The organism is Lacinutrix gracilariae, assembly GCF_042684485.1.
Classification (GTDB): Bacteria; Bacteroidota; Bacteroidia; order Flavobacteriales; family Flavobacteriaceae; genus Oceanihabitans; species Oceanihabitans gracilariae.
On record NZ_JBHULM010000007.1, the window covers coordinates 105,296 to 131,129 of the forward strand.

The 25,834-nt window shown below is 29.2% G+C and carries 21 protein-coding genes; 12 read left to right on the forward strand and 9 right to left on the reverse strand.

The window, feature by feature from the left end; translation table 11 throughout:
• The first annotated feature begins 299 nt into the window (after window positions 1–299).
• The 12 genes from ACFSSB_RS03410 to ACFSSB_RS03465 all read left to right on the forward strand — a co-directional run bounded on the left by ACFSSB_RS03410 (window position 300) and on the right by ACFSSB_RS03465 (window position 15,984).
• Complete coding sequence (locus ACFSSB_RS03410; protein WP_379900977.1) at window positions 300–1,517, forward strand: tyrosine-type recombinase/integrase; 1,218 nt, start codon at window positions 300–302, stop codon at window positions 1,515–1,517.
• Between the two features lie 3 nt (window positions 1,518–1,520).
• The gene (locus tag ACFSSB_RS03415; RefSeq protein ID WP_379900979.1) at window positions 1,521–3,506 is read left to right on the forward strand and encodes a hypothetical protein; all 1,986 of its coding nucleotides are present in this window, start codon (window positions 1,521–1,523) and stop codon (window positions 3,504–3,506) included.
• A gap of 192 nt (window positions 3,507–3,698) precedes the next feature.
• Window positions 3,699–4,004, forward strand: coding sequence for a helix-turn-helix domain-containing protein (locus ACFSSB_RS03420; protein WP_379900981.1), 306 nt, complete (start codon window positions 3,699–3,701; stop codon window positions 4,002–4,004).
• Between the two features lie 5 nt (window positions 4,005–4,009).
• Window positions 4,010–6,295 carry a DUF3987 domain-containing protein gene (locus ACFSSB_RS03425; protein WP_379900983.1) on the forward strand — a complete coding sequence of 762 codons (2,286 nt, stop codon included), beginning with the start codon at window positions 4,010–4,012 and terminating at the stop codon, window positions 6,293–6,295.
• A 115-nt stretch (window positions 6,296–6,410) separates the two neighbouring features.
• A complete protein-coding gene (locus tag ACFSSB_RS03430; protein WP_379900985.1) occupies window positions 6,411–6,707 on the forward strand; it encodes a helix-turn-helix domain-containing protein in 297 nt (98 codons plus the stop codon).
• Entirely contained in the window at window positions 6,708–8,768 is a 2,061-nt protein-coding gene (locus ACFSSB_RS03435; protein WP_379900987.1) for a site-specific DNA-methyltransferase, read from the forward strand.
• A gap of 2 nt (window positions 8,769–8,770) precedes the next feature.
• Complete coding sequence (locus tag ACFSSB_RS03440) at window positions 8,771–9,784, forward strand: virulence RhuM family protein (RefSeq protein WP_379900989.1); 1,014 nt, start codon at window positions 8,771–8,773, stop codon at window positions 9,782–9,784.
• A complete protein-coding gene (locus tag ACFSSB_RS03445) occupies window positions 9,784–12,612 on the forward strand; it encodes a DEAD/DEAH box helicase family protein (RefSeq protein ID WP_379900991.1) in 2,829 nt (942 codons plus the stop codon). Before ACFSSB_RS03440 ends, ACFSSB_RS03445 begins: the two co-directional genes overlap by 1 nt.
• 48 nt (window positions 12,613–12,660) lie before the next feature.
• Entirely contained in the window at window positions 12,661–13,536 is an 876-nt protein-coding gene (locus ACFSSB_RS03450) for an SDH family Clp fold serine proteinase (RefSeq protein ID WP_379900993.1), read from the forward strand.
• A complete protein-coding gene (locus ACFSSB_RS03455) occupies window positions 13,533–13,736 on the forward strand; it encodes a hypothetical protein (protein WP_379900995.1) in 204 nt (67 codons plus the stop codon). Before ACFSSB_RS03450 ends, ACFSSB_RS03455 begins: the two co-directional genes overlap by 4 nt.
• A 1,028-nt stretch (window positions 13,737–14,764) precedes the next feature.
• A complete protein-coding gene (locus ACFSSB_RS03460; RefSeq protein WP_379900997.1) occupies window positions 14,765–15,205 on the forward strand; it encodes a DUF6943 family protein in 441 nt (146 codons plus the stop codon).
• 137 nt (window positions 15,206–15,342) lie between these two features.
• Window positions 15,343–15,984, forward strand: coding sequence for a DUF6266 family protein (locus ACFSSB_RS03465; RefSeq protein WP_303426409.1), 642 nt, complete (start codon window positions 15,343–15,345; stop codon window positions 15,982–15,984).
• A gap of 222 nt (window positions 15,985–16,206) precedes the next feature.
• Here the strand turns inward: ACFSSB_RS03465 and ACFSSB_RS03470 are convergent, their stop codons facing one another.
• From ACFSSB_RS03470 to ACFSSB_RS03510, 9 genes are all read right to left on the reverse strand, one after another.
• Window positions 16,207–16,839 carry a hypothetical protein gene (locus ACFSSB_RS03470; RefSeq protein WP_379900999.1) on the reverse strand — a complete coding sequence of 211 codons (633 nt, stop codon included), beginning with the start codon at window positions 16,837–16,839 and terminating at the stop codon, window positions 16,207–16,209.
• Window positions 16,840–17,348: 509 nt separating this feature from the next.
• Window positions 17,349–18,011 carry a hypothetical protein gene (locus ACFSSB_RS03475; RefSeq protein ID WP_379901001.1) on the reverse strand — a complete coding sequence of 221 codons (663 nt, stop codon included), beginning with the start codon at window positions 18,009–18,011 and terminating at the stop codon, window positions 17,349–17,351.
• A 161-nt stretch (window positions 18,012–18,172) separates the two neighbouring features.
• The gene (locus tag ACFSSB_RS03480) at window positions 18,173–18,853 is read right to left on the reverse strand and encodes a hypothetical protein (protein ID WP_379901003.1); all 681 of its coding nucleotides are present in this window, start codon (window positions 18,851–18,853) and stop codon (window positions 18,173–18,175) included.
• A gap of 392 nt (window positions 18,854–19,245) precedes the next feature.
• Window positions 19,246–19,707, reverse strand: a complete 462-nt coding sequence (locus ACFSSB_RS03485) for a type II secretion system protein GspG (protein WP_379901005.1) — start codon at window positions 19,705–19,707, stop codon at window positions 19,246–19,248.
• Window positions 19,708–19,953: 246 nt separating this feature from the next.
• Entirely contained in the window at window positions 19,954–21,288 is a 1,335-nt protein-coding gene (locus tag ACFSSB_RS03490) for a S41 family peptidase (protein ID WP_379901007.1), read from the reverse strand.
• 214 nt (window positions 21,289–21,502) lie between these two features.
• Entirely contained in the window at window positions 21,503–22,108 is a 606-nt protein-coding gene (locus ACFSSB_RS03495) for a hypothetical protein (RefSeq protein ID WP_379901009.1), read from the reverse strand.
• A 156-nt stretch (window positions 22,109–22,264) separates the two neighbouring features.
• Window positions 22,265–23,068, reverse strand: a complete 804-nt coding sequence (locus tag ACFSSB_RS03500; RefSeq protein ID WP_379901011.1) for a hypothetical protein — start codon at window positions 23,066–23,068, stop codon at window positions 22,265–22,267.
• A 300-nt stretch (window positions 23,069–23,368) separates the two neighbouring features.
• Window positions 23,369–24,037 (reverse strand): gamma-glutamylcyclotransferase family protein, encoded by a 669-nt coding sequence (locus ACFSSB_RS03505; RefSeq protein WP_379901013.1) that lies wholly within the window; start codon window positions 24,035–24,037, stop codon window positions 23,369–23,371.
• Between the two features lie 553 nt (window positions 24,038–24,590).
• Window positions 24,591–25,799 carry a CDC27 family protein gene (locus ACFSSB_RS03510; protein ID WP_379901015.1) on the reverse strand — a complete coding sequence of 403 codons (1,209 nt, stop codon included), beginning with the start codon at window positions 25,797–25,799 and terminating at the stop codon, window positions 24,591–24,593.
• Between the last annotated feature and the right edge of the window lie 35 nt (window positions 25,800–25,834).

Consider the following 25,834-nt stretch of genomic DNA (forward strand, 5'->3'; position numbering starts at 1 on the left):
TATATGGAAAGTTGCGTGGTTAGGCAACTAAGTTAGCAAACATATACGAACTCGTGAAAATTCCGAAGGAATTTCCGTAAGTATACTAGAACCAAGTAATTAATTATACACGGTGTTATATAGGTACTTTACTATTTTACACTTAAATACATTAAAATCCTTTAAATACAGTGCTTTACAGGTTTTTACTAAAGTAAGATAATGCAACAAAATGCAGTAAAATGCTTGCTTTGTTGTACCTATTGTTGTACCTTAGTACTCGGTTGCACCGCTTTGCACACCTTTAAAACCAGTACTTTATGTCTTCAATAAAACTAATTTTAAGAAATAACAAGATAGATAAAGCAGGAGAAGCACCTCTTTATTTAAGAGTTATCAAAGACCGCAAAACTAAATTCATTTCTTTAAGTCTAAAATTAAAGCCTAATGAATGGGATGAAGATAAGCAAAAAGTAAAAAAGAATCACAGTAATTCTACAAGGCTAAACGCTTACATTTCTCAAAAGGTAGCAGATGCAAAAGGAGAAATTGCAGACCTAGAAAGAAGAAACCAATCTACAACAGCAAGAAAACTAAAAGAGGCCATTAAGGGTAAACCCTTAACGAACTTTTTTGACTACTCTGATAATCTTTGCGAAAAGCGAAAAGACACTTTAGCATATTCAACGTATAAGAATTACAAAACCTATTTAAAGAAGTTTGAAAAGTTTGTAGGTCATAGAGAATTGATGTTTGAAGATATTACAGTTACAACCTTAAAAGATTTTGCATCTTATTGCAGTTCTACATTAGGTAATAATAATACGACTATAAATTTCTCTTTAAAGATTATGAAGATAATGTTTAAGGAAGCGCAAAAAGAAGATTTAATACCTTTGGATTTATTTCCATTTAACAAATTCACAGTAAAAAAAGATAAGAGTACAAAACGCTATTTATCTTCTGAACAGTTTCAGGACTTTATGGATTTAGAAGTTTCAAATAAGGATAAAGCACAGATTATAAAAGATATGTTTATTTTTTCAGTTTTTGCAGGTGGTTTAAGGTTTGGGGATATGTTAGAGCTAAAATGGAAAAATTACGATAAAAAAAACGGAAGAATTACAAAGATAATCAGAAAAACAAACAGACAGCATAGTGTTAGAATAGGTCAAAAAGCAGTTGAGATTTTAGAGAAGTATCAACAAAAAGACCAGAAGCAAGAAGATATAATTTTCCCTTTTGCAAATATTGATAAAACCTATTTTACAGATAAAGAACATAGAAATTTAATAACCGGAAGAGCCATAGCATTAAGCAATATGTATTTAAGAAAAATGGGCAAACGTTTAGAACTGCCTTTTAATTTAAGTTTTCATATTAGCAGACATACATTTGCTACCAGGGCATTAAATAATGGTATGCGTATAGAACACGTTTCTAAACTTATGGACCATTCAGATATTGGTATTACACAAGTTTATGCAAAAATTATTAGTAGTGAGTTAGATAATGCAGTAGATAAATATATCAATTAATTTATGAAAGAAATTGTTTTTGATAGTTTTAAAAGTACACTTCAAGAAGTGAAGATTTTAAATAATGTCGTTGTGAACGAAAAAAATAGTAAATCTGAATTAGATAGGAGCTTAAAACAAGCACAAGACCTTTTGTTTTCAAGCTATAGTAACTTAAGTATTTTTGCTGAATCAGTCAAAAGTTATATATCTGTTGGGTATAAGATTACACCTTTTGATAAAAAAGAGAAGAAACAAATATCAAAAATTGAAGCTAAAATAATTTATAACAAATTATTAAGTATTATAAATTCGGTATTAGATGAAGATATTATTGTACCAACAGAATCATTAATTCTTCAAAGTCAAGTTTCTTCATTAGGTTTAGCTTTTATTTCGGCTTCAATAGATGAAAGTCTACAAAAAAATAATGACGACTTAAATATTTCTAAATTAAAATCACAAGAATTATCAACAACACTAAATAAATATTTTGCAGCGATAATAAGTTATATCCAAGATATTTTATTGTATGACGTTTTTTTAATATTTGAAAAGCCAGAAATAACTTACTTACAAGAAATTGTTTTTACAACCGACTATAAAAAAGAATACATAGATAAATGGTTGAATTGTACTGTAACTTTTAATGAATTAAGGAGAAATAAAAGAACAGATCATTGGGCTGAAATATATAAGCTAAAATTAGAGTTTGAACAAATAGAAAAAATTGAAAATCATCAAAAAAAGCTTTTTAATGAACGTATTGATTTTGAAATAAGAAATGCAATAAATGATTTTGATGAATTAGAAGATGACGTCAAAAAGGAAGCATTAAATAAAGAGATTAAATTAATACAAGACTTTTTTAATAGTGATACATCAAAGACTGTTGTAAAAAGACTTAAAAATATTTTAAATTTTTCAAAACCAAAAGAGGTTGTTCTAGAGTATGATAATATTTTAAGAGATAGGTTATTGTTGAGTGATTTTAATGTTTACGAAGTTGGTAAATCAAATTATTCATCAGCTTTTGTAGCATCTTTCTTTATGCAGTATTTAGATAAATTAAAAGAATATTTAGAATCACTTAACGATGAAGTAAATACTAATGAAATGATAAACAACCAATTTCAATACAACGACTTCAAAGAATTGTTATTAGTGGAAGAATTAGAAAAACGTTTAGCTAATGAAGCAGTAGAGTATAAAACCAAAATTGATGAACTTTGGCAAACCTATACTTTTGACCCCAAGTATTTTGATACATATATTTCTGGTGATTTATACAATATATTTTTAAAGTCTATTTATGAAAAAATAAAGCCTTTAAACGACTTTGAAATTAATAAATACCTAACATTATCGGTAAATCAATTTAAAACACACACACCAGAAAAACGAGTAGAAGCATTTAAAAGAATTTATCACGACACTTATTGGCATCCAAACCAAATGGAGTATAAGGCAAATGAATATGATAATAAGTATGTAATACACGTTTGGAAACATTACACCAGTCATTTTCTATTATTTAAAGATGCAGTTGAAAATGTATTACAAGACTTTAAAAATGGTTTAATTGGTAGTGGTAAAAAACAAGAAGTAATTGAGAAACCAAAATCGAAATCAAAATCGAAATATCAATCATTTACCTACATTAATAATCTTACTGGTCAATCTAACTTAACAGGACTAAAAGACTCTTTAATTAGAAAAAAATTAATTGCATCAGATACAGACTTAAAAGATTTTAGAAAAGTGTTTAGTGGAGAAGCTATTGAGAATCCAATTACTTGGACAGGTAATATTAGCGAACTTTCATATTTCATTAAGCAATTACATAATGAATTAAAACTTGTTGCAGATTTAAAGCAACAGCAGTGGGCAGTAACTATTAACTGTTTTATTCAAGAAAACGGAGAGCAATATAACCGCACTAAATTAAGAACTCAAAAAGTTCCTGCTACTTCAAAAAACATCGATTCTGCATTAAAAACACTAAAATAACTAAAATAACACTCTACACTTAAAGGAGAATTTTAAATTATTTTATTCAAAAACAGCAGTTAATCTTATTTAGGTTAACTGTTTTTTTATACCACTCTACACTCTACACCTTACTCTAAACCCTTGTTTCTAAAGTGTTTTTAACCTCTTTTTATGCCAACCTTTGTTTCATAATCATAAAATTTTTATCAAATGGAAGCAATTATTTTAAGCGTACAACAGTACAAAGAATTAGTAAATCGTTTAGATGTTCTAAACAAAAAACTAGAAGAAAACCAAAAGTCGCCAGAGGACACTTTTTTAGACAATCAAGAATTTTTACAGCTAATGAATATTAGCAAGCGTACAGCCCAAACTTGGCGCGATGATGGTATTGTGTCATTTTCACAAATAGGTTCAAAAATCTATTATAGAATGAGCGATGTGCAAAAGCTGTTAGATAAAAACTATAAAAAAGCTTTTAAGCCTAATAAAAGAGATTACACCACAAATATCTAGGACTTATGCAAGCTGTCGTATCAGTCTTTAGAGACTTTGTAAATAAGGTTGAGGATAAGCCTTTAGAAAAAATCCTTAATGATATTAAAATAGGTGCTTATAAAGCTGAAATAAGCAATATACGAGCCTTATTGTCGAATGATAATAAAGAAGCAGCAGATCAACTCAAAAAGCAATTAATTGCTTTTACAGTATCAGGAACTTTCAACAATGGTAGGAGTATCGACAAAGTCGAAACCTATAGTCAATATGTAATTTTAGATATTGATAAATTGTCTGTTTCTCAATTAGAAGACGTTAGAAATACCACACGTTTAGCACCTTATACCTATGCGTCATTTGTTAGTCCTAGTGGTAAAGGCATAAAAATAATCGTAAAAGTAAATACAGCGAAAGAGCACCATAAAGAAGCCTACAAACAAGTTGTAGATTATTATGAGCAAGCCTTAAATATAGGTATTGATACCTCTGGTAGTGATATTTGTCGTTTATGCTTTGTGTCTTATGATGGAGATTGTTTTATCAATCCTAATGCAGATACTTTTGAAGTTACTAAAAAACCAAAAGAAACAGTACATCCTATAAGTCAAACCAATCAAGTAACTAATAATATTGAAGCATACATCTCTGAAATAGAGCAAACAGCAACTGATATTACAGGCAATTATGAAACTTGGCGAAATTTAGGTTTTGCCATTTCAGAAGAATACGGAGAATCAGGAAGAGATTATTATCACAGAATTAGTAGGTTTTATATAAAATACAATTATCAAGAATGCGATAAACAATTCACGAGCTGTTTAAAAGCAAAAGGATCTGGAGTAAACATTTCTACATTTTACTATATGGCACATCAATGTAACATAAAGCCATACAAACAACCTACTGAAGAAGAAACGTTAACAGTAAAAGGACAATTACTAAAAGAAGAGTATTCAGATAGTCCAACATTCTCAACTTCCTTAATTCCTCAACTACCTCAATTCCTTCAACACGTAATTAAATATACTAAAACAGACCAAGAAAAAGATATAATGATATTGGGTGCAATAACAGCTATAAGTGCTTGTTTGCCTAAAATATATGGTATCTATGATGGTGATAAAGTGTATTCTAATTTGTATTTATTTATAACAGCGGCAGCAGCTTCAGGAAAAGGGAAACTAAAATTTTGTAAGCGATTAGTATATAAAATTCACAAAACTATGCGTGAAGAAGCTAAACTAATGGAAGCCGAATATGATGCAGAATTAGCACAATACAATAAGAATAAAGCCAAAGATGAAAACCTAAAGAAACCACCAAAACCACCAATTAGAATGTTGTTTATTCCTGCAAATAATAGCTCAACTGGTATGTTTCAATTATTACACGATAGTAAAGGTAGAGGACTAATATTTGAAACCGAAGCAGATACATTGGCTAAAAACTTTAAAACAGATTACGGAGATTATTCTGATGGTTTTAGAAATGCGTTTCATCACGAAACAATAAAATATTTTCGCAGAACAGATAGAGAGTATGTAGAGATTGAAGAGCCTTGTTTATCTTGTGCTTTAACAGGCACACCAAAACAAGTTTTGGCGTTAATGCCAAATGCTGAAAATGGCTTATTCAGTCGCTTTATGTTTTATCAAATGCCAACAAGTACCAATTGGAAAAATGTATTTGCTATTGATACTAAAAAAGGCTTAAATGATTATTTTGATAATTTAGGTAATCAATTTTATGAGTTATACAGGCAATTAATTACAAATACGGAAATACAGTTTTCATATACCGAAGAACAACAAGAAGTATTTAATCAATTTTTTTCAAAAATTAATTTATACTATCTAAATGTAAATCCATTAGAGTACAATTCATCAATTAAAAGAATGGGTATTATAGCGTTTAGAATTAGTATGATTTTGACCGTTTTGCGAATATTAGAAACAGGAGATGTTTCAAATCCTTTGTATTGTTCTGATGAAGATTTTCAAACAACACTAACAATGGTAAAAGCATTAATTAAACACAGTAGTAAAGTGTATTCTAGTTTACCAGAAGATAAAACAGCTATTAATTACAAAAACAAAAGAGAGCAATTTATTGAAAGTTTACCATTACGTTTTACTACACAAGACTATATTAGTTTTGCAACTAAACTAAATATTACTCAAAAAACAGCAGAACGCTACATTACAAGCCTATGTAAAACAAACTTTTTAGTTAGGGAATCTCAAGGTAATTACTACAATCCATCGAAAGAAGAAAGTGAGGGAAATAAGAGAAGTGAGGACAATAATTAGTCAGTTTCCTTATTTCCCTCAAATCCCTCAATCTCTAAAATAAATAAATCTAAAAATGTTTTATTAATAATTTAAAAAGACCTAAATTGGACAAGTCTTATAAAGAGCTTATGCTATGTTCGGAGAATACATAAAAAATATACGTGAAAACAAAGGGTTACTGCAACGAGAAGTAGCTGCTTTCCTTGAAGTAGATACGGCTTTTATTAGTAAAATAGAGCGTAATGAAAAAAGCGCAAGTCGCAATCACCTACCTAAACTATCTGAATTATTTAATGTCAGTGAATCTGAAATGATAAAATATTGGTTGGCAGACAAAGTATATCAAGTAATTAGTGATGAAGACCAAAAGCTAGAAATCCTAAAAGTGGCTGAAAAAGAAGTTAAATACAATCAAAAAACATCAAAATAAATGGCTAATAATACATACAAACAACACCTAGAAAATTTACTAAAACAAGACGCTCGATTTGTGGACGATGAAGGCGAGTTAATGGGTAATAAAGTAAAAAGTTTTACCGATGATTTAGACGAAAAACTAATTGAGCTTTTATTGCAAGATGAACGTTCTAGAACACAATTCTTTATTAAAATTAAAGAGGTGTATGTGTTTAAAGCCAGTGAGTTTAAATTCTTTTTAGAGCAAAATAAAATAGATAACAGTTTTACCAATTATATAAATCGTATTGGTTTATCTGTAGGGGGTAAATTTATAAAAGATAATACAGATGTAGTATTAGACTTCCCTTACAAAGATTGTGTTTTAGAAGGCGGGCAAAGCACAGAAGAAGGTTTAGATACCTATTTTGAGTACGATGAAGAAGTCAGTAAAACAGATGCTAAAAAAGGCTATAAGCCACAACAATACAACGAAAAACAAACCAAACGCAAAGAAATATTCTTTAACAATATAGTTGCAAAAGATGAAATAGACCGTTTGTTAGAACCTAAAGCATTTACCAACATTACAAAGTATGGTGCTAATGGTGAAAGCAAACCTAAAAGCTTTACTAGAGATGCATCCATTAACAAAAAACGGGGTTTACCAGCAGATACCATTACAGATAATTTAATTATCAAAGGAAATAACCTATTAGCACTACACAGCCTAAAAGAAGAATTTAAAGGCAAAGTAAAGCTGATTTACATTGACCCACCTTATAACACAGGTAATGATGAATTTAAATATAATGATAATTTCAATCATTCAACCTGGTTAACATTTATGTATAATCGTTTAATTGTTAGCAAAAGTATGTTAAAGGACGATGGTTTAATTTTTATTCATTGTGATGATAATGAACAAGCATATTTGAAGGTTTTAATGGATGAAGTTTTTAGTGTTCAAAATTTTGTTAATACCATAATGATGAAAACAATTAATCCAAATGGTATTAAAACGACACACGCTACTAAAACTATTTTAAAAGTAAAAGAACAAATTTTAGTCTATAAGAAAAACAATGTTTTATTAAGACCTCAATATAAATCTATTGATAAATACGATAAATACTATGATTTATTTATAGAAGGCGATTTAAACAATTTAAAAGAATGTAAGGTTTTAAAACTTAAAGATAAAATAAAACAAATGGGCTGGAAATTTGATTTAAAAGATGCAAATTTCAAAGAATTTATTTTAGAAAATTCGGAGAAAATTTTTCAAACTAAATTTGATAAAAGAGTTCAAAATGATCCAAAATATGCTGATGGAGGTCTTTATATTTATGAAGATAACCCTAATTATTATGTATATCAAAAAAGATTTGGTTTAAAACTATCAAAGGTTGTAAAAGAAGTTTTTGGTAAAAAAGAAATAGGTATTTTGTTAGGTGATGTTTGGGATGATTTTAAATTAAACAATTTATATTTAGAAGGAGGTGTAGATTTTAGCAACGCAAAGAAGCCTGAACACTTACTTTATAGAATAATTGATATGACAACTAATAAAGATGATATTGTTTTAGATTTCCATCTAGGTTCTGGCACTACTGCTTGTGTATCTCATAAAATGAACAGGCAATATATAGGTGTTGAACAAATGAATTACGTTGAAACTGTTTCAATAGAAAGATTACAGAAAGTTATTGATAGTGAGCAAGGTGGGATTAGTAAAGAAGTAAACTGGCAAGGTGGTGGTTCATTTACTTATCTCGTACTAGCTAAAAACAATCAAAATGCAAAAGACCAAATACTTGCCTGTAATAACTATAATCAGCTAATGGAGCTGTTTAACGATTTATATTCAAACTACTTTTTACATTACAATCTAAAAATAAAAGAATTTAAAGAAGTAGTGTCTAAAGAAGAAAAGTTTATAGCATTACCATTAGTAAGGCAAAAAGAAATATTCTGCAAAATGCTAGACAATAACCAACTCTATGTAAATGTTAGTGAAATGGAAGACAGCAGACACAACATTGCAAAAGAAGATATTGCCTTAACAAAAAATTTCTATCAAATAAAAGAGTAATTATGAGTAGTAAACTTATTCCTCAAGAATCCAATTTCTTATTATATACAACGCCAGAAGGTGAGGTGAAACTGCAAGTATTAATAAATAACGAAACTGTTTGGCTTACACAAAAAGCAATGCAAGACTTATTTGATAGGGCTAAATCAACTATAAGCGAACATATTACCAATGTTTTTAAAGAGGGTGAACTACAAGAAGATCAAGTTGTTCGGAAATTCCGAACAACTGCCAATGATGGTAAAGATTATGAAACAACCTTTTACAATTTAGATGTTATTATTTCTGTAGGTTATCGTGTAAAATCCCATAGAGGTACACAATTTCGTATTTGGGCAACAAAAACCTTACGAGAGTATATCATAAAAGGCTTTGTTTTAGATGATGAACGATTAAAACAAGGGAAAACATTATTTGGTAAAGATTATTTTAAAGAGTTATTAGAGCGTGTTCGTTCCATCCGTGCAAGTGAACGCAGAATATATCAACAAGTAACAGATATTTTTGCAGAATGTAGTATAGATTATGATAAAAATTCATCCATTACAAAAAAGTTTTACGCTACTGTTCAAAACAAATTTCATTATGCCATAACAGGTAAAACAGCTGCCGAAATTATTTATTTAAAAGCGGATAGTAAAAAGCCTACAATGGGCTTAAAAACTTGGAAAAACGCACCTGAAGGCAGAATCTTAAAAAGCGATACCAACATTGCAAAAAACTATCTAGAAGAAAAAGAGATAAAACAATTAGAACGTACTGTAACAAGCTATTTCGATTATATAGAAGGCTTAATTGAAAGAGAGAATACGTTTACAATGGAAGGTTTGGCAAACAGTGTAAATAAATTTCTAGAATTTAACGAGTATAAAGTGTTGGACGGTTTAGGTAAAAAGTCTAAAAAGCAAGCGGAAAACAAAGCTTTTAAAGAATATGATACCTTTAATAAAAGGCAAAGTATAGAATCAGACTTTGATAAAATGGTTAAAAAACTAAATCAAAAAAAGAATAAATAATGGCAGATATAAAGGCACTATACGAAACCATAAAAATGGATGCTTTTGATTTGGGTTTATCAAAATCTAAAGTTCCAGAATTTATTACAGATAATTTAAGATATGAGCTGTTTGATTGGCAACGAGTAGCATTAGAAAATTTCTTAACAGCAGAGGCTATTAAAGAACATAAAGGCGATTACGTACCAACAAGTTTGCTATTTAATCTTGCAACAGGAACAGGCAAAACATTGTTAATGGCAGCATTAATAATATACTATTATGAAAAAGGCTATCGCAACTTTATATTCTTTGTGAATCAAAATAATATTGTTGGTAAAACAGAAGACAACCTCACAGACCCAGAGCATAATAAATACCTGTTTTCTAACCCAATAGTAATTGATAAAAAAACGGTAAACATAAAAAAGGTTGAAACCTTTTCTAATGATACTGATGATATAGAAATTCACTTTACCTCTATACATAAGCTACACAATGCAGTATACCAAGTAAAGGAGAATAGTGTGTTTTTAGATGATTTACAGCAACGTAATATTGTAATGCTAGCAGATGAAGCACACCATTTAAATTCAGCTACAAAGGCAAAAGAAGATGTGCAAACAGAACTTGATATTGTTACAGAATTAGCAGACAATGCAAGTGCTAAAGATGTTGAGAAAAGTTGGGAACATACAGTAAATGATTTAATTCTTCATAAAGGAGATAGAAATAATAGTGAAGAAAATAAAAATGTACTATTAGAATTTACAGCAACAGTACCAACCATTAAAAAAGTAGAAGAAAAATATTTACCAAAAACAATAATTAGATTCGATTTAAAAGACTTTTTAAAAGCAGGTTATACCAAAGAAATTAATTTAGTATCATCATCATTCAATAAAAAATTAAGAGTCTTACAGGCGCTTATCTTTAATTGGTATCGCTATAAAATGGGTGTAAAACATAATCTTCCAAATTTCAAACCAGTCATTTTATTCAGAAGTAAATTTGTTACCTCTAAAAGAGAAGAAAACGTAGAATCAGATTATGAGTTTTTCAGAGAAATAATAGACAACCTAGCTGTTGAAGATTTTAAGTTTCTTCAAACCATTGAAAAAATTGAAGCGCAAGAAATATATGAAGTAGGTCAAAGTAGAATTGTAGATATACGTAATTATATATCAGATAATGATATTTCATATAATAGTGTCATAAGCTATTTAAAGGATGCTTTCAATCCTAATAACTGCATCATAACACATTCATCAGATAAAACAGCAAAGGCAATAAAATCTGGTATGCGTGATGCAGATAAAACTACGCCAGAACAAGACAAATTATTAAATAGTTTAGAAGATAAAAACAATCCAATTACTGCCATATTTACCTGCCAAAGACTTACTGAAGGTTGGGATGTATTAAATTTATTTGATATTGTACGTATGTACGAAGGTCAAAATACAGGAGGTACTAATAAAGGTAAAGCAGGTGGTAGTACTACTTCAGAAGTTCAGTTAATAGGTAGAGGTGTTCGTTACTATCCTTTTAAATATGAAGAGCATATTCCTATTAAAAGGAAATTTGATAAAAGCCTAGATCACGAATTACGCGTGTTAGAAGAGTTTTATTTCCACAGTGATAAAGACGAAAGATATATAGCAGAACTTAAAAAAGAATTGAAACGTCAAGAATTATTGCCAGGTAAAGAAAAGCAATTAAAAATCTTTGACATTAAGCCTGAAATTAAGAAAGATAAATCAAGCTTCTACAATACGTTAAATGTTTATACAAACGAAAAAGTAGCGAATCCTAATAGATGTAAACGAGATTTAGAAGAATTAAAAAAAGATTGGAACTTTGAAGATAAGCTAGAAGAAATAGCATTAAATGTTACAAAACTAGAATTTGAAAAGGACACAGAAGATGTTACACGTTACGAAACCATTCAAGAAAAGAAAAGAACTATAACGCTACCATTAAACAAAACACCACGTAACACCAGACACAAAGCATTAAGTGTTCAAACTAAAAGAGAAAAATCAATATTACGTTTTAATAAATTAAAAGAAGAAATCAATATAGAATGTATTGAAGATGCTTTTAAAGATGAATATTTCGGTAGTTTTAATATTTCTGTTGTGGTTCCTGAAAATGTAAATCTAAAAGAGGTTTCAGACATTGAACGTTTTAAGTTGATAGAGCCTAAAGAGCAAGTTAGAATCTTAACCAATGCGTTTAATAAACTTGAAAAGGAAATAGAATTAATTTCAAATCCACATATTGGCACAGAATTTAAGCCTGTTAAATTAAATAACTACTACAAAATACCTAAACCAATTTATGTAGTAAAAGAACCCGAGAGTGAAACAATAGAAACACGTTTAAAAGACAAAGATTGGTATCCTTTAACTGCTTTCTATGGCACATCAGAAGAAAGAGAATTAGTTAAGTTTTTAGAGAATAAAATAGCCAATTTTGAGGATAAATTTAAAGAAGTAAATCTTTTGAGAAATGAAGAGGTTTATAAAATTCACGATTTCAAAACGGGTCGTGGTTTTATGCCAGATTTTATATTATTTCTAAAGTCAGAAACGGAGGAATTACATTATCAAGTTTTTATTGAGCCAAAAGGGAATCAATTTAAAGATGCTTCAAATGGTTATAACGATAGTGCGGAAGGTTGGAAACAAGAATTTTTAGACCGTATTTCTGAAAAATATTCAAAAGATAACTTATTAACAGCAGAAGATAAAAACTATAAGCTTATTGGTTTACCTCTTTATAATAAAAAATTGGAAAAAGAATTTAAAGAAAGTACAGAAAAGCAATTAGGTGTAGTCTTATAACCTCATGCATATATAAATATAAAGTTAATAATTTAAAATAAAGATATAATGAAGCCACCTGTTGATGATTCCATAAAAAAAATACTAGCTGACAAACTAAATGAATTATCAGTTTTATTAGATGCAGACATATTTACTTATTATGGTCAAATAATAGATGGTAATGAAAGTATAATTTTAAGGATTATTGAATCATTAGCGTCTTCACCAGATAAAAAGGATAAATTATTTGTAGTACTAACAACAGGTGGTGGTAGTGCTATTGCTGTAGAGCGTTACGTTAATATTATGCGCCATCATTACAACGAAATAAATTTTATTATACCTGATTATGCTTTTAGTGCAGGTACTATTTTTTGTATGAGTGGTGATAATATATTTATGGATTATTTTTCAGTTTTAGGTCCAATTGACCCACAAGTGCAAAATAAAGAAGGTAATTGGGTGGCTGCGTTAGGTTACCTAGATAAAGTTAATGAGTTAATAGAAAAAGCACAAAATGATAAATTAACACAGGCAGAATTTATTATTTTAAAAGATTTTGATTTAGCTGAATTAAAAGGTTATGAGCAAGCTAAAGAACTAACTATTTCGCTTCTTAAAAAATGGTTAGTTAAATATAAATTCAAGAATTGGGCTACACATAGTACAAATCAAGCTTTATTAAATCAACCAGTTACGGAAGCGGAAAAAGAAGCTAGAGCGGAAGAAATTGCAGATATTTTAAGTAACAATAACGAATGGAAATCTCACGGTCGCCCTATAAATATAGAAACTTTAGAAAATAAATTAAGACTACGTATAGAAGATTATAGTAATAATGACGATTTACGTAATCTTGTAAGGACATATTACGATTTATTGTCGGATTATGTTAAGTCAAATAAAACACCTATTTTTGTTCAAACAAAATTATTCATATGAGTGTTTTAGTTACAGATAAATTGGATAAAGTACTTAAAGAAAATAAGGTTTCTGTTAATGAGATTTCAAATGTAAAAAAATATTTAGAAGCATCTAAATTGTACGATTCTTTAGTATTATCTGGTGTAGCTAAACCAAGGGGTAACAATCTTTTATCTCGTGATAAGGCTTTTAATTCTAATATTAGCTTTAACAAATAAGTCCCCACAACCCAAAACCCAGTTTTTTCGTACCTCAAAATCCTCTGTCTTTTGTGTTGTTCCGCGCGCCACCGCATAGTTGGTTTTATGTCATAATAGTTGTAGCCAAAGCTATAATGGCACATTGCTTGTTTTATTTAAACGTATCTATTTTTTAAAATTGGTACAATAAAAAAGCAAAGAGCTATTGCCAACGCTCAAAACAACTATTCCGCCACAAAACCAACCCAAAGCTAAGTTACATAATAGAAGTTATAGGAGCAAAAATCCTTTCAATGGTTGCCTACGGCGTTTTATTATATTTTCGTCGCTATAACTGCTATTATGTAAAATATCCGCTCATCCAACGCGCACTTCCGTACATCAAACCACATTTTGAACTAAAAATGAACATTCCTGCATTCTTGCATTGTTTTTATAAGTGCTTTTTTAGCTTCAATACAATAAGGCTTTTAATTTTGAAGTTGAGGTTTATATAAGGTAATTTGTAAAGCACCTATAAAATCAAAAAATCCCAATAAGAGTATTACCATTCATTTGTCAATAACATTAGTAGAAGAATAAGAAAATAGAGTACAAAACAAATAAAGGGAAATACACTTATTTCCGCTTCTGCCAGCGCACTAGGTACTTTAATATTGTTTTTATTTCTTATCTCATTCCATTGCACAAAACAATCGTTAAGTCCAAGTATTCCTTATCTCAAGTCTTTGTTTATTCCATTTCACTAAGAAATAAAAATGTCCTAACATCATATTTAGAACTATAAAAAAATAAAAAAGATAGCAAATATAAGTGCCTTGCTACAGCCAACGCTAAAAGCCTGTAAAGGTCAAGCCCTACGGGTTTTGAATAAAACTTTTTTCACAATATTTCTTCTTTTTCATTAAACATTTTAACTCAAAAAACTTTTACCCAAAAACCTTGACAGTCTTATCCAAGGCACTTTTAGATAGCACATCTTTTTTCTTTCTTTTCCAAAAATAATGGCGCGAAGCGTAGCGAAGCAAATTTTAAATTGGATAGCTATGTCAACTTTTGAACTGAAAACACACCGAAGCGGAAGAACTTACTCGAAACCTCATTTTTTTATACTCAATAAAGGTCTAAACAGCGGAAAACCGCTTTCAAATCCTTGTCCTAACTGTTTTGTAGTGAAAACTGCAACCGAAAAAGAAAAAAACACGCTGTTTCATTTATCTATGATGCTACAAATAGGTGGTTTTTACGCTTATTATTTAAAAGGTAGTGTTATTCCGTTTATCTCAATAGATGATTGCAGAAAAACGCTTAAAAGCAGTTTAAAATCAAATTGTAATGCAGGCGATATAATGCAAAAACATATTAAAGCGGTTGAGGTTATCAGTAAAAAAGAAAAAGAGTTACAAATTGTCATTGATAAAATGGCAGTTTTAAAGGTTGCATATATCCGAAATTGTTTCAATCTAATGCAAACTAAAGAAGCTTAATGCAAAGGTATCAAAATACGTTGAAACAGTAACAAAATGGCATAATTTTCGTTATATTAGAAGAGTAAACAAAGTTTAAAAGCAATATCAAGTCCGTACCAAATCCGAACGTGTATTAATTTTAAATATTTATAGTTATGGGGAAAATATCCCAAGGAATTTTAGGAGGGTTATCAGGAAAAGTAGGTAACGTAATTGGTGGTAGTTGGAAAGGTATTGACTACATCAGAATTAAGCCATCAAGTGTGGCGAATCCTCGAACAGAGGGGCAAGTCAATCAGCGTAATAAATTTACTGTTACATTGGAGTATTTACAACCGAACAAAGAGTTCTTGAAAGTCGGTTACAAGTCATTTGCGACAAAGAAAACAGAATTTAATGCTGCAATGTCTTATGTGTTGAATAATGCAGTAGGAGGTACTGCGCCAAACTTTACGGTAGATTATTCTAACGCTCTATTAAGTAGAGGTTCATTATCTGGAGCATTAAATGCAACTACAGATTTAGCAACAGCAGGACAAGTTTCTTTTGCTTGGGATGATAACTCATTAGAGGGTAATGCAAATACAACTGATAAAGCAATGGTTTTAGTTTACAATCCAAGTAAAAAAGAATCAATGTATATTTTAGATGGGGCAATTAGAACTGCAGGTTCTCAAACAGTAAACATACCAGGAACTTATGCAGGCGATACAGTAGAGCTGTTTATTGCGTTTGTTTCCGCAGATGGTACACAAGTATCAAACAGTTTGTATTTAGGCTCTGGTACGGCAGCTTAATAACTTTAAGCGTAAATACATACAAAAAGAAACCGTTACAGTATATTTGTAACGGTTTTTTTATGCTTTTAGATCACTATTTCTACTTCTCAAATATATAGTTTAAAAAGTTGTACCTATGTTGTACCTTTTTTAATTTTACCTATTAAAAGTCAATAAAATCAATGCATACAGAGTGTTATTTACACAACACGGTGTAGGCAGTAGTTATTTTTACAGAAATTATTTTAAGTCTGTTTCTACAATTTTATGATTTCCATAATACATTGTTCCTCTTTTTATAAAGTCAGATGAAAGATAAAAATATACAAGAATTTTGCTATCATCTATAATTTTTGGCCTAAAGTGAAATATGTGTTTGTCAGGAAATTCTGCGCTACCTAAATTTATTGGAATTTTTAAGTTTCCATTTGTTCCCTCAACTATGTAATTCAAATATGTGTCCTTAACATCTGGGTCATATGCTTCCTGCATTTGACTAGTTGCCATTGGTTTCTTTTTAGTTACCAATTCAAATCGAGTCCAGTCTTTATTGTTTTCTGTTATAAAAATATCTAAAGGACGATATTGAAATTTGGGTTTTTCACTAACGAGATAAAATTTGTTTGGGTCAAATTCCCCTGTTTTAAGGTCAAGATTTTTTATATCCACTTCTAATACTGTAATTCTAAAGCCATTGAGTACTGTTCCAATGTAAGTTTTTGGAAATTTATTTTTGAATTTGTCGTTCTTGATAAATTCAATTTCTATAGAGTCTTGTTCAATAGTAGTCTTTTGAGCATAGGATTCGAGAGATAATAAGATTGTGAAAATTCCAATTATGATTAGAGTTTTATTTGATTTTAATATGCTCATATTCTGTTTTTAATTTTTATTGAGAATGCGTTGTGCTAATTACTGCCAACTTATTTATATGCGTGTATAACCAACGCTTTATTTCTAGTATAGGTTGTGTGCAAGTACTTAATTATAAATTAGTTATTAATTTAAATAATCTAAAAAAAGATAAAGGTTTTAGAAAGTCGATTAATTAATAGCTTAAGCAATATAAGAAATTTCTTATTTTAAGGATAGAGGAAAACTAAAAAAATAGAAGTTAGATTGTTTTTATTTTAATAGTTTTAAGTCATATGCCTAGTTGAAAATAGGGTATAGGTTTGCTATGTTCTATTAAGCTGCATAGTGCCTGAAGAGTATTTTATTTGCTGCTTAGCTTGTTTTTAACGGTTTTGTGTATCGTATAGCACGTAATAGCCTATAAAAATCGAATAGAAAATCCTTTACGATTTTTGCGAGTAGAAGATAACAAGAAATTACTTATAGCCAATGTTGGCACTAGCTTTTTTAGTTAATATTATTAAACATTAATCGGGTCTTTCAGGAATATAAACAACATCAACTTCTACATTATTTCCATATTTTAGGATGATAGAACATAATACAGAAACACTTTCACCATTGTGGGTAGCTGGTTTCATTACAGGCATTTTTCTAAGCACTCTTAAGATTTCTGCTTGAATGGTTACTTCTGAATCTCTCACTTTCATGCCAGTTAAATTTCCAATTTCATTGATTATAAAAAATGCTTCTACCATTTTTGGTTCTGAAAGATTTAAATCTTTAGATACACTCAAGTTAAATTCCCGCTTAATGAATGTCGAAACTTTATTATTAAAACATTCTCTTGTTTCTTCTTTTGAGAGTTCTTCACAGCCATTATATACTGGGGCAATTTCTACATCTTTTAATATCATACTGTTATCAGAAGTATAGGTTGCTAAACCGTCATCATGCGACACAATGCTGCATAAACTTAATAAAGCCTGTTCTTCTGCTTCTGTCATATTTCCTTGTGCCATCACTTGTTCCTGAACAGCATTTATTTTTGTTATTAAATCACTTTCTTTCTTTTTTAACGAGTTGGATTCTTCCTTACAAGAAAAGCATAATAGAACAATAAAAATTGTTGAAAGGACCATTAAATTTTGGAATGCAAATTTTGTTTTACGATTAAATTTGTATTTCATAAGTTTTGATTTTTTTGCTTGTTGCCAATGTGTTTGTGCATGGTTAGTGGCGTGGTTTACCACGTAATTTAGCAAATAAAAACCGAATAGAATATTCCGCAGGAATATTCGTAAGTAGGCTAGAACTAGCAATGGATTATATACTTTGTTACAGCACGTATTTAAGATATTTCAGTGGTTATAATTTCGTCAATTACCCACTTTCCATTTTCTTTTCGGATAAATACTCTAACTCCAAATCCGCATAATTTACCGCATCCCATTCCACTTCTTAAAATTCCGAAAGATTTAGTTGAATCAAATTGTATTCTTGAGAAACCTGTAGTTCCACTTAAATGAAAATCATATTCATTTTTCCAAATTACACTAGCTTTTGGAAATTCCGATAGATATTTAAATTCCAGCTTTTTGTCAGCTATCAACTTTTTCAGATCAATTTTATATTCAGATGATAAGTCAGTCGTGTCCAGACTTAAGTTTTGTTTTGAGAAATGATTTAATAGTTCATTCCTTTCTCTTTTTTCAAGAGAATAAACAGAATCATTAATTGCAATAACTAACTTGACAGAATCAGCTTTCAATTCTGCTTTTCTTTTTTTATAATCCGCTAACACTTTTCCTATTCCTGTTGTATCAGTTCCGATAATTTCTCCTTTTTCGTTAAAAACAGGTCTTGGTGGACGTGGTGGTTTCAATCGAAAGTCAAAATGTAAAGAATCCATTAAAGCAGGAAATATTTTATAAACAACTGACTGCTCAAATTCCAATTCTGATTGCTTTTTTTCACAACCTAATAAAATCAGAATTATTGAAATAAGTAGTAAAGTTCGTTGAGTAGTCATATGTGCTGTAACGTGTTTTTATATGGTTTTTTGCGTGTATGCGTGCGAGGATTTTCCGAAGGAAAATCAGACGTAGCAAACGTGCAACGACCTTTAAATTTAGCACAAAATAGCAATTTTTTATATACGTTGTTGTAGCACGTTTTTTTTATTCAAGCTTTTTTTTTGTTCTTTCTCTTATTAACAGAAAACTCATAATTGTAAATATACTTATTCCAATTACTAATAATCCGTATTTGAATAATCCTGTTAGCAAAAAGGTCAGAAATCCACGATAACGACCTTTTTCAGATATTTGAACCAGTTCAGAAATGATGTTAGAGTTCTCTAATAAGAAATAACAGATAATACAGGCTAAACTAATTATATAGAGCCTTATGATTTTAAATTTTCTATTTAATGTCATCTTCAGTTCCAAGTTTTCCGTCTGAACCAGCAGACGTTATTAAAAATCCTTTTCCCTTCTCTGTAATCGTAAATTCATATTCTCGATTCCAAGCATCTTTTGTCCAATCTTTTCTTAAAGGACTATTTCCGATTAAATCATTCAATTCTGTTGGATATTTTCCGAGATTTTTATTCCAGTTTTCCATTCTCTCGCTCATTTCCGTTATTTCTTTTTTCGTTTTTTCTGGAAATGCAGATTTTCTTTGATAAGTTAAAAACAGAATAGCACTTATACTTCCAATGACTAAAACAGCAATAAACATTAATGCACTTGGTTGCATAAAATATTTTTGAATCGGTCTTTTGATTCCGTCTTCTTTTTCTTTTTTCCTTATCCGTTTTTGATGTTTATAATCTTCACGAATTAGTCCGAATTCAGCTAAAGTCGAAAGTATTAATTCTATCATTTAGTTCGTTTCTCAAATGTGCTACAACTTATTTATATGCGTGTATAACCAACGCTTTATTTCTATTATAGGTTGTATACTAGTGCTTTTTATTTTAGATTTTAAATAATTAGTATCTCCATTTAAGTATAGCAATAAAGTTACTAAATATTTACGGATCAATAAAGTCCGAGAGGATTTTTGTAAGTAGGCGAGAAGTCAGTAATAATTATATATGGTGTTGGTAACTTGCTTTGTATTCTATTGCTAATCTTGCCATATATAGTTTAATAATGGGTCATTGCCATTTATTAAATCACTAAGCTGAATTTTAATTTCTTTATCTGGAATAATGCCTTTATCTAGTTCTAATTTAGGAACATTGACAGATTCTCTTTCTGTGCCTATTTGCAAACCAAGTTTTGTGTTTTGTAATGATGTTGCTCTTCTACCTGGATGCGTACTGTAAGTGCCTCCAGTTTCTTCTCCTATTATGGTTGCTAATTGATTATGTTTTACAACCGCTAACATATGTGCTGTTGCAGATGCACAACGACCATCTGTTAATATATACGTCTTAATAGCATTCACGTTATTTGTTGTTTTAGGTTTTACGGTTATTGGCCTATTTGGTCTTTCATTTAAGTCGTTATCTTCATAAAAATCAACTTCTTTTTCAATGATATAGGATAATAAATATGCAGTGCATTCTGGGTTTCCACCTCTATTTCCTCTTAAATCAAACGCCACTTTACTTATATTTTTATCTTTTATTTTTTTCATATAAGTATCTATCGTCTCCTTAAAAAAAACGATATTCTCTCTACCTCTTGGGAAATAGTTGAAGTTCTTAATCTTGATTATTGCAGTTTTATGTTCTTGATTAATTTCTAGGCCTAATCTAGGCTTATTGATTATTTCTGTTTTGTATTTAGGAGCAGGTTCATCAATATAAAAGGTTGTTGTAATGATTTCTAAAGAATTGTAAGGCTTAAATTTTATTTTGTATTCAGAATCAAAACCAAAATAGCTATGATAATAATATAAAAAGTTCACATTTAAATCTCCTCTGTAAAAGCTTTGATTAAAAGCATCTGCAGAAATTGTTGATTTTAATGTTTTAAATATTTCGCTTGATGAAATACCGTTAATTTCTAATATTTCAGCACCTGGATTCATTTCAATATTTTCAACACAATTGTTTGTTGCATACATTTTTTCATCGTCAAACCATACAATTAATGGTAACCAATACTTTTGAGGTGTACTAAAAAAGCGAATATCGACTATACGTGTGTGTAAACAGCCTAAACTAGCAACTATTGGTGATGTTACTTGATAAAACTGCGTAACAGTCATAGAATCTTTTAATTTATCCCGTTGCATATTTACAAGCTTCTCGTAAGAATCTTTATCAATAAATTCAAATGGTTCAGGATGTTCTTCTAGTGTTTCTAATAATTGATTAAAATCTTCTATTAATTTTTCTTTTTCAATCTTAATATTAAGATTTGTCAGGATTGAATCTTTTATGCTTGTGTTTTGAGCTTGTGCCAATAAGCTACAGGATAAAAAACTAATTATTAAAAGGAAATGCTTCATAAATGGAATTTTATTGTTGATTTAACTTACTGTTTTATTTCCTTGTCTTAATTTTTAAGCTCAGAAGTTTTTTAGCTTGTTGCCAACGTTTTTGTGTATGAAAAGATACGTGGTTAAGCAACTAAGTTAGTAAATAAAAACGAACGCGATAAATTCCGAAGGAATTTTCCGAATAACCACTTGCCAAAGCCATTAATTATACATGTTGTTGGCATTAGTTTTTATTGTAGAGACCAAATTCAAATAGATTCATAATTATAACAGCAATTATAGATATACCTGCTATTATAAAAAAATAACGTAGGCTCAAAATCGATAATCCGTTTAGTAAAAATAAAATTCCACCAAATAACATAAACATTCTTAAACGGTTGTCATAACTTTTAGAATCAGCATTGAATTCCGATATGTTAAAATAACTAGTGTTCTCGTGAATTAATGAATAAATTGGTACTATTTCGGATTTATCATTTAAATCATAATCTATTTTTTTAATCGAGATTGTTAAAGTATCGTTTTCTTTTAAGTTTAAAAAGTCTTTAAAATTTTCAGATATCCTTATTCCTCTAGCTATTCTAAATTCAGCATTTTCATTTTTCGTCCAGAAATTGTAGCTATAATCAGTTCTTGTTCCGGTAATGTTATGAATGTTTGAATTTAAAACGACTTTAATTTGTTTCAAATCATTTTTGTCAATTTCCTTTCCGCCTTTAATAATTCCAATAAAAATCAGAATGACACCTAAAATTAGAAAAGGAATATTTAAGTCAGATTTTATCTTTTTAAATTTCCTTTTTTTCTTCTTTTTCTTTTTTGTCATTTATGCTTTTCAAATTAATGCCAACGTGTTTGTTAATGGTTTGTTGCGTGGTTAAGCAACTAATTTAGCTAATAAAAAACCAATAGAAAACCTGCGAGGATTAGCCTAAGTATACTATAAATAGCAATGAATTATATACAGTGTTGTAAACCGTTTTTATAATTCGATATATTCATAATCAGTATAGTTTTGGCTATCATAAGCATAATGAATAATATTATTCTCATTGTCATAAGTTAACATAGTTGGGTCAATATCGTGAGTATTTGTACTGCCACTAGAATAAGTTATTGTAGATGTTAATGGTAAATTTTTACTTGGTTTTAATGCAAATGCAATAAAATAATCATCCCAATAATTTCCATGAAATGGCATTACATTTCCTGTATCAAAATTTGAATACGTAAAAGAGATATTGTTATCCCATGTATAAGAAATTATATTGTTTTCATTATTTCTTTGATACAGATTTTCAGATATAGTGGTCAGATTTGATGGCTGAATTGTTCTAATTGCATCTACATAATTCTCGGTAAAATCAATTTGAACCTCTTTATCAAGACCATTTACTCCAGTAAGTTTAATTTGTCCATTATTAATTATAACATCATATTCTTCAATGTCAATGTTGTTTGAATTTTCATAAGTGGTAGTTTTGCTGATTTCACTTATCTCATCACTATTGTATATAACATCTGTTGTTGTTGTACTTGAATTATATGCGAGATATGTTACTACTTGAATTATTTTTTTATCTGTATTGTAAAAAACTTCTTGTGAATTCGAATAAGAAAATTGTCCATCTTGAGCGTATTGAGTCGCTTTTTTATAAACGATTATAGTTTCTTCAGTGTTCTCATCAATATCTTCCGTGTTATCTTCAATATCTCCATTGCTTGAAGAACATGATAAAATTGATATTCCTAAAAAAATTGTAAATAGTATATTCAGTTTTTTCATTTTGTGTATTGTAGGTTATATAAAAGTGCTTTATACTAAAGCAGTTATTAATTGAAAGAATTAAAACAATAAAATGGTTTTAGGAAGTCGATTAATTAATAGCGCAAGCAATATAGGGAATTTCTAATTTTATAGATATAGGAAAAACTAAAAAAAGAGAAGTTGTGTTGTTTTATTTGAATAGTTTTAAATACTACGTCTAGTTGAAAATAGGGTATAGGTTTGCTATGTTCTATTAAGCTACATAGTACCAATAAAGAATGCTATTAGTGATTAATTATACACGTTTTTAGCCAACGTTTATTTTTTGGGCTTTACATAAACATCAGAAGGAGAGATCACTTTATTTTTGTCGTAAGGTTTCGTTGAAAATTCAAATTCTTCTCTGAATCCTTTTCCAATACTATCACAAGCATTTGTTACAGTGTTCACATAGAAGTCTGGTAAAAATGTATTGTCATCTTTTTGATACTTGTAGGTGTGATTATCATCTGCTTGATAGGCATATACTTTCGTGCCTCTAATTTCATATTCTTCCATTCTATCAGTCACATCAATTCTTTTATACCCGAATTCTCGTTTGTCAAACTCCGTCAATTCCTCAGGGCTAATAAAAAACAATACACAATTCATTCTAACGTTTTCTGATTCCTCAATGTTCAATGCAAGTTCATTTTTAAATGGAATTGTATCTTTTTTATTAATATAGAACAGATCATTAGGTAGTCCATCCATGGAACGAAAATGGTTCCAAGTTCTTTGATAATTCTGAAGATGAACAATAAATACGGAATCATGGTAAGGACGATTTAAAGTTCTTTCCATACTGCGCTTTGACATTAAAGAACCATATCCAATCATTCCGATTTTATCATCATCTATATTAATAAATTTCTTTGATGCCTTCTTATTGCAACTAAGGAAAAGAAATACTATTAGAACTAAAATGGAAAGAATTGCACGTTTCATCAATGTTAATTTTTAGTTTTCAGAATTATTTTAAATATTGGCGGCAAAATGTTGGCTAACTTATTTATAGGAGTGAATAACCAACACTTTATTTCTATTATAGGCTGTATAAAAGTACTTTATACTTAAGCTGTTATTAATTATCAATCTAAAAAAATACAAAGTCCCTAAACAGGTAATTAGCTGACATATAGTCTAATATAGGATTTTTTTTCTTTTGTTTATATAGGAAAATTAAAAAAAGAGAAGTTGTGTTGTTTTTATTTGAATAGTTTTAATCCATATACCTAGTTGAAAATAGGGTATAGGTTCGCTATGCTCTATTAAGCTACATAGAACCAATGAAGAGTATTTTATTTACTTGTTAGCTTGTTTTTAACGAGTTTCAACAACTAATTTAGTAAATAATTACCGAGCAAGAAAGTCCGTGAGGACTTTTGTAAGTAGGCGAGAAGGCAACAATAAATTATATACGGTGTTGCCATTTTGTTGTTTTCTTAGAATTTTAAATTATTTGGATATTTTCAACTATTTCAGCTCTTCTGTTTGAATACTATTTGCCAAAATCATATCCATTTATTATTTTACCTTTATGATTAATTATATAAAGCGATGTAATATTTCCTTTAGAATCAAAACGAAATCTATAATTATCAAATTTACCTCTTTTGGATTTTTTCTTATATTCCATACTCGTTATTCTTCCACTTGAAGAAATATTTAGTTTTTCAGGTTTTGAAATATCACCAGAACCAAAAACTTTTTCATCTTTATTGTTGTAAAATTCAAAAGACATTTTTTTAAGCCACCAAGAATTAAGTGTTTTTTGTTTTAGTTTGTTTTTATAATAATAATAAGATTCGTTTTTTGTGCCTAGTGGCCCATATTTAATTGTTAGGCCTGTTTTTATACTCTCTATAAATTCATTTGGGATAACTTCATAGGATACTTCCATAAACAAATACTCATCTTCAATTTTATAATACTTAATAGCATAAAGCCCATTAGATTTTTTTTCAAAAGTTTTCTGAAAAATCGCATTTTTCTTATCTACTCTTGTGTTATTATTATCAACATATAATGTGTCACTAAGTGATTTATCCAAAACATGTTGATATCTTTTTTTATTAATTTTTTCTAATATAAGAGACTCATTCTTTATAAAAATATCTCGCCTATGCTCCTTACTAAAATTATGTTTTTTATCATAAAGAATAGTTTTACTATATATATCTTTACCATTACAACGAGAACATATTTTATCGCCTTCATATCTCATACCATCACATCTTGGGCACAAAGGTGTCCAAAAATCATTTAATGCTTCGGCTTCTATATGTACTAATGCTTTCCTTCTTTTTTCTTCATAGTTTTTTATCTCGACTAACCTAGATTCCTCTTCCAATTCAAGTTCTTTTTTTAGTGCATCTTCAATTTTTGTTGCATAAGACAAGGTTTCATCTACTAGTTCAGAGTCTGCATTTAAACTTACTTCATAAAATTTGTCTAAACTATTTAAAGCTTCATCATATTGCTTTAATTGGTAATAAGCTTTTATTTTTAGGTTAAGAATGATTGGTTTTGATTTTCCTAATAATTCCTCTACTGAATTTAAAGATTCTATAGTTTCTGTATAGTTACTTGAGCTATATGAGGATTCAGCTTTTGTGTAAAATGACTTTGCTTTTTCATTGTTGCTTTGTGCAAATAATGCATTTATAGTTAGTAATAATACTAGTGTTGTTATAGCTAATTTTTTCATATGATGCTTTGATTTTGATTGTAGAATAATTTTTA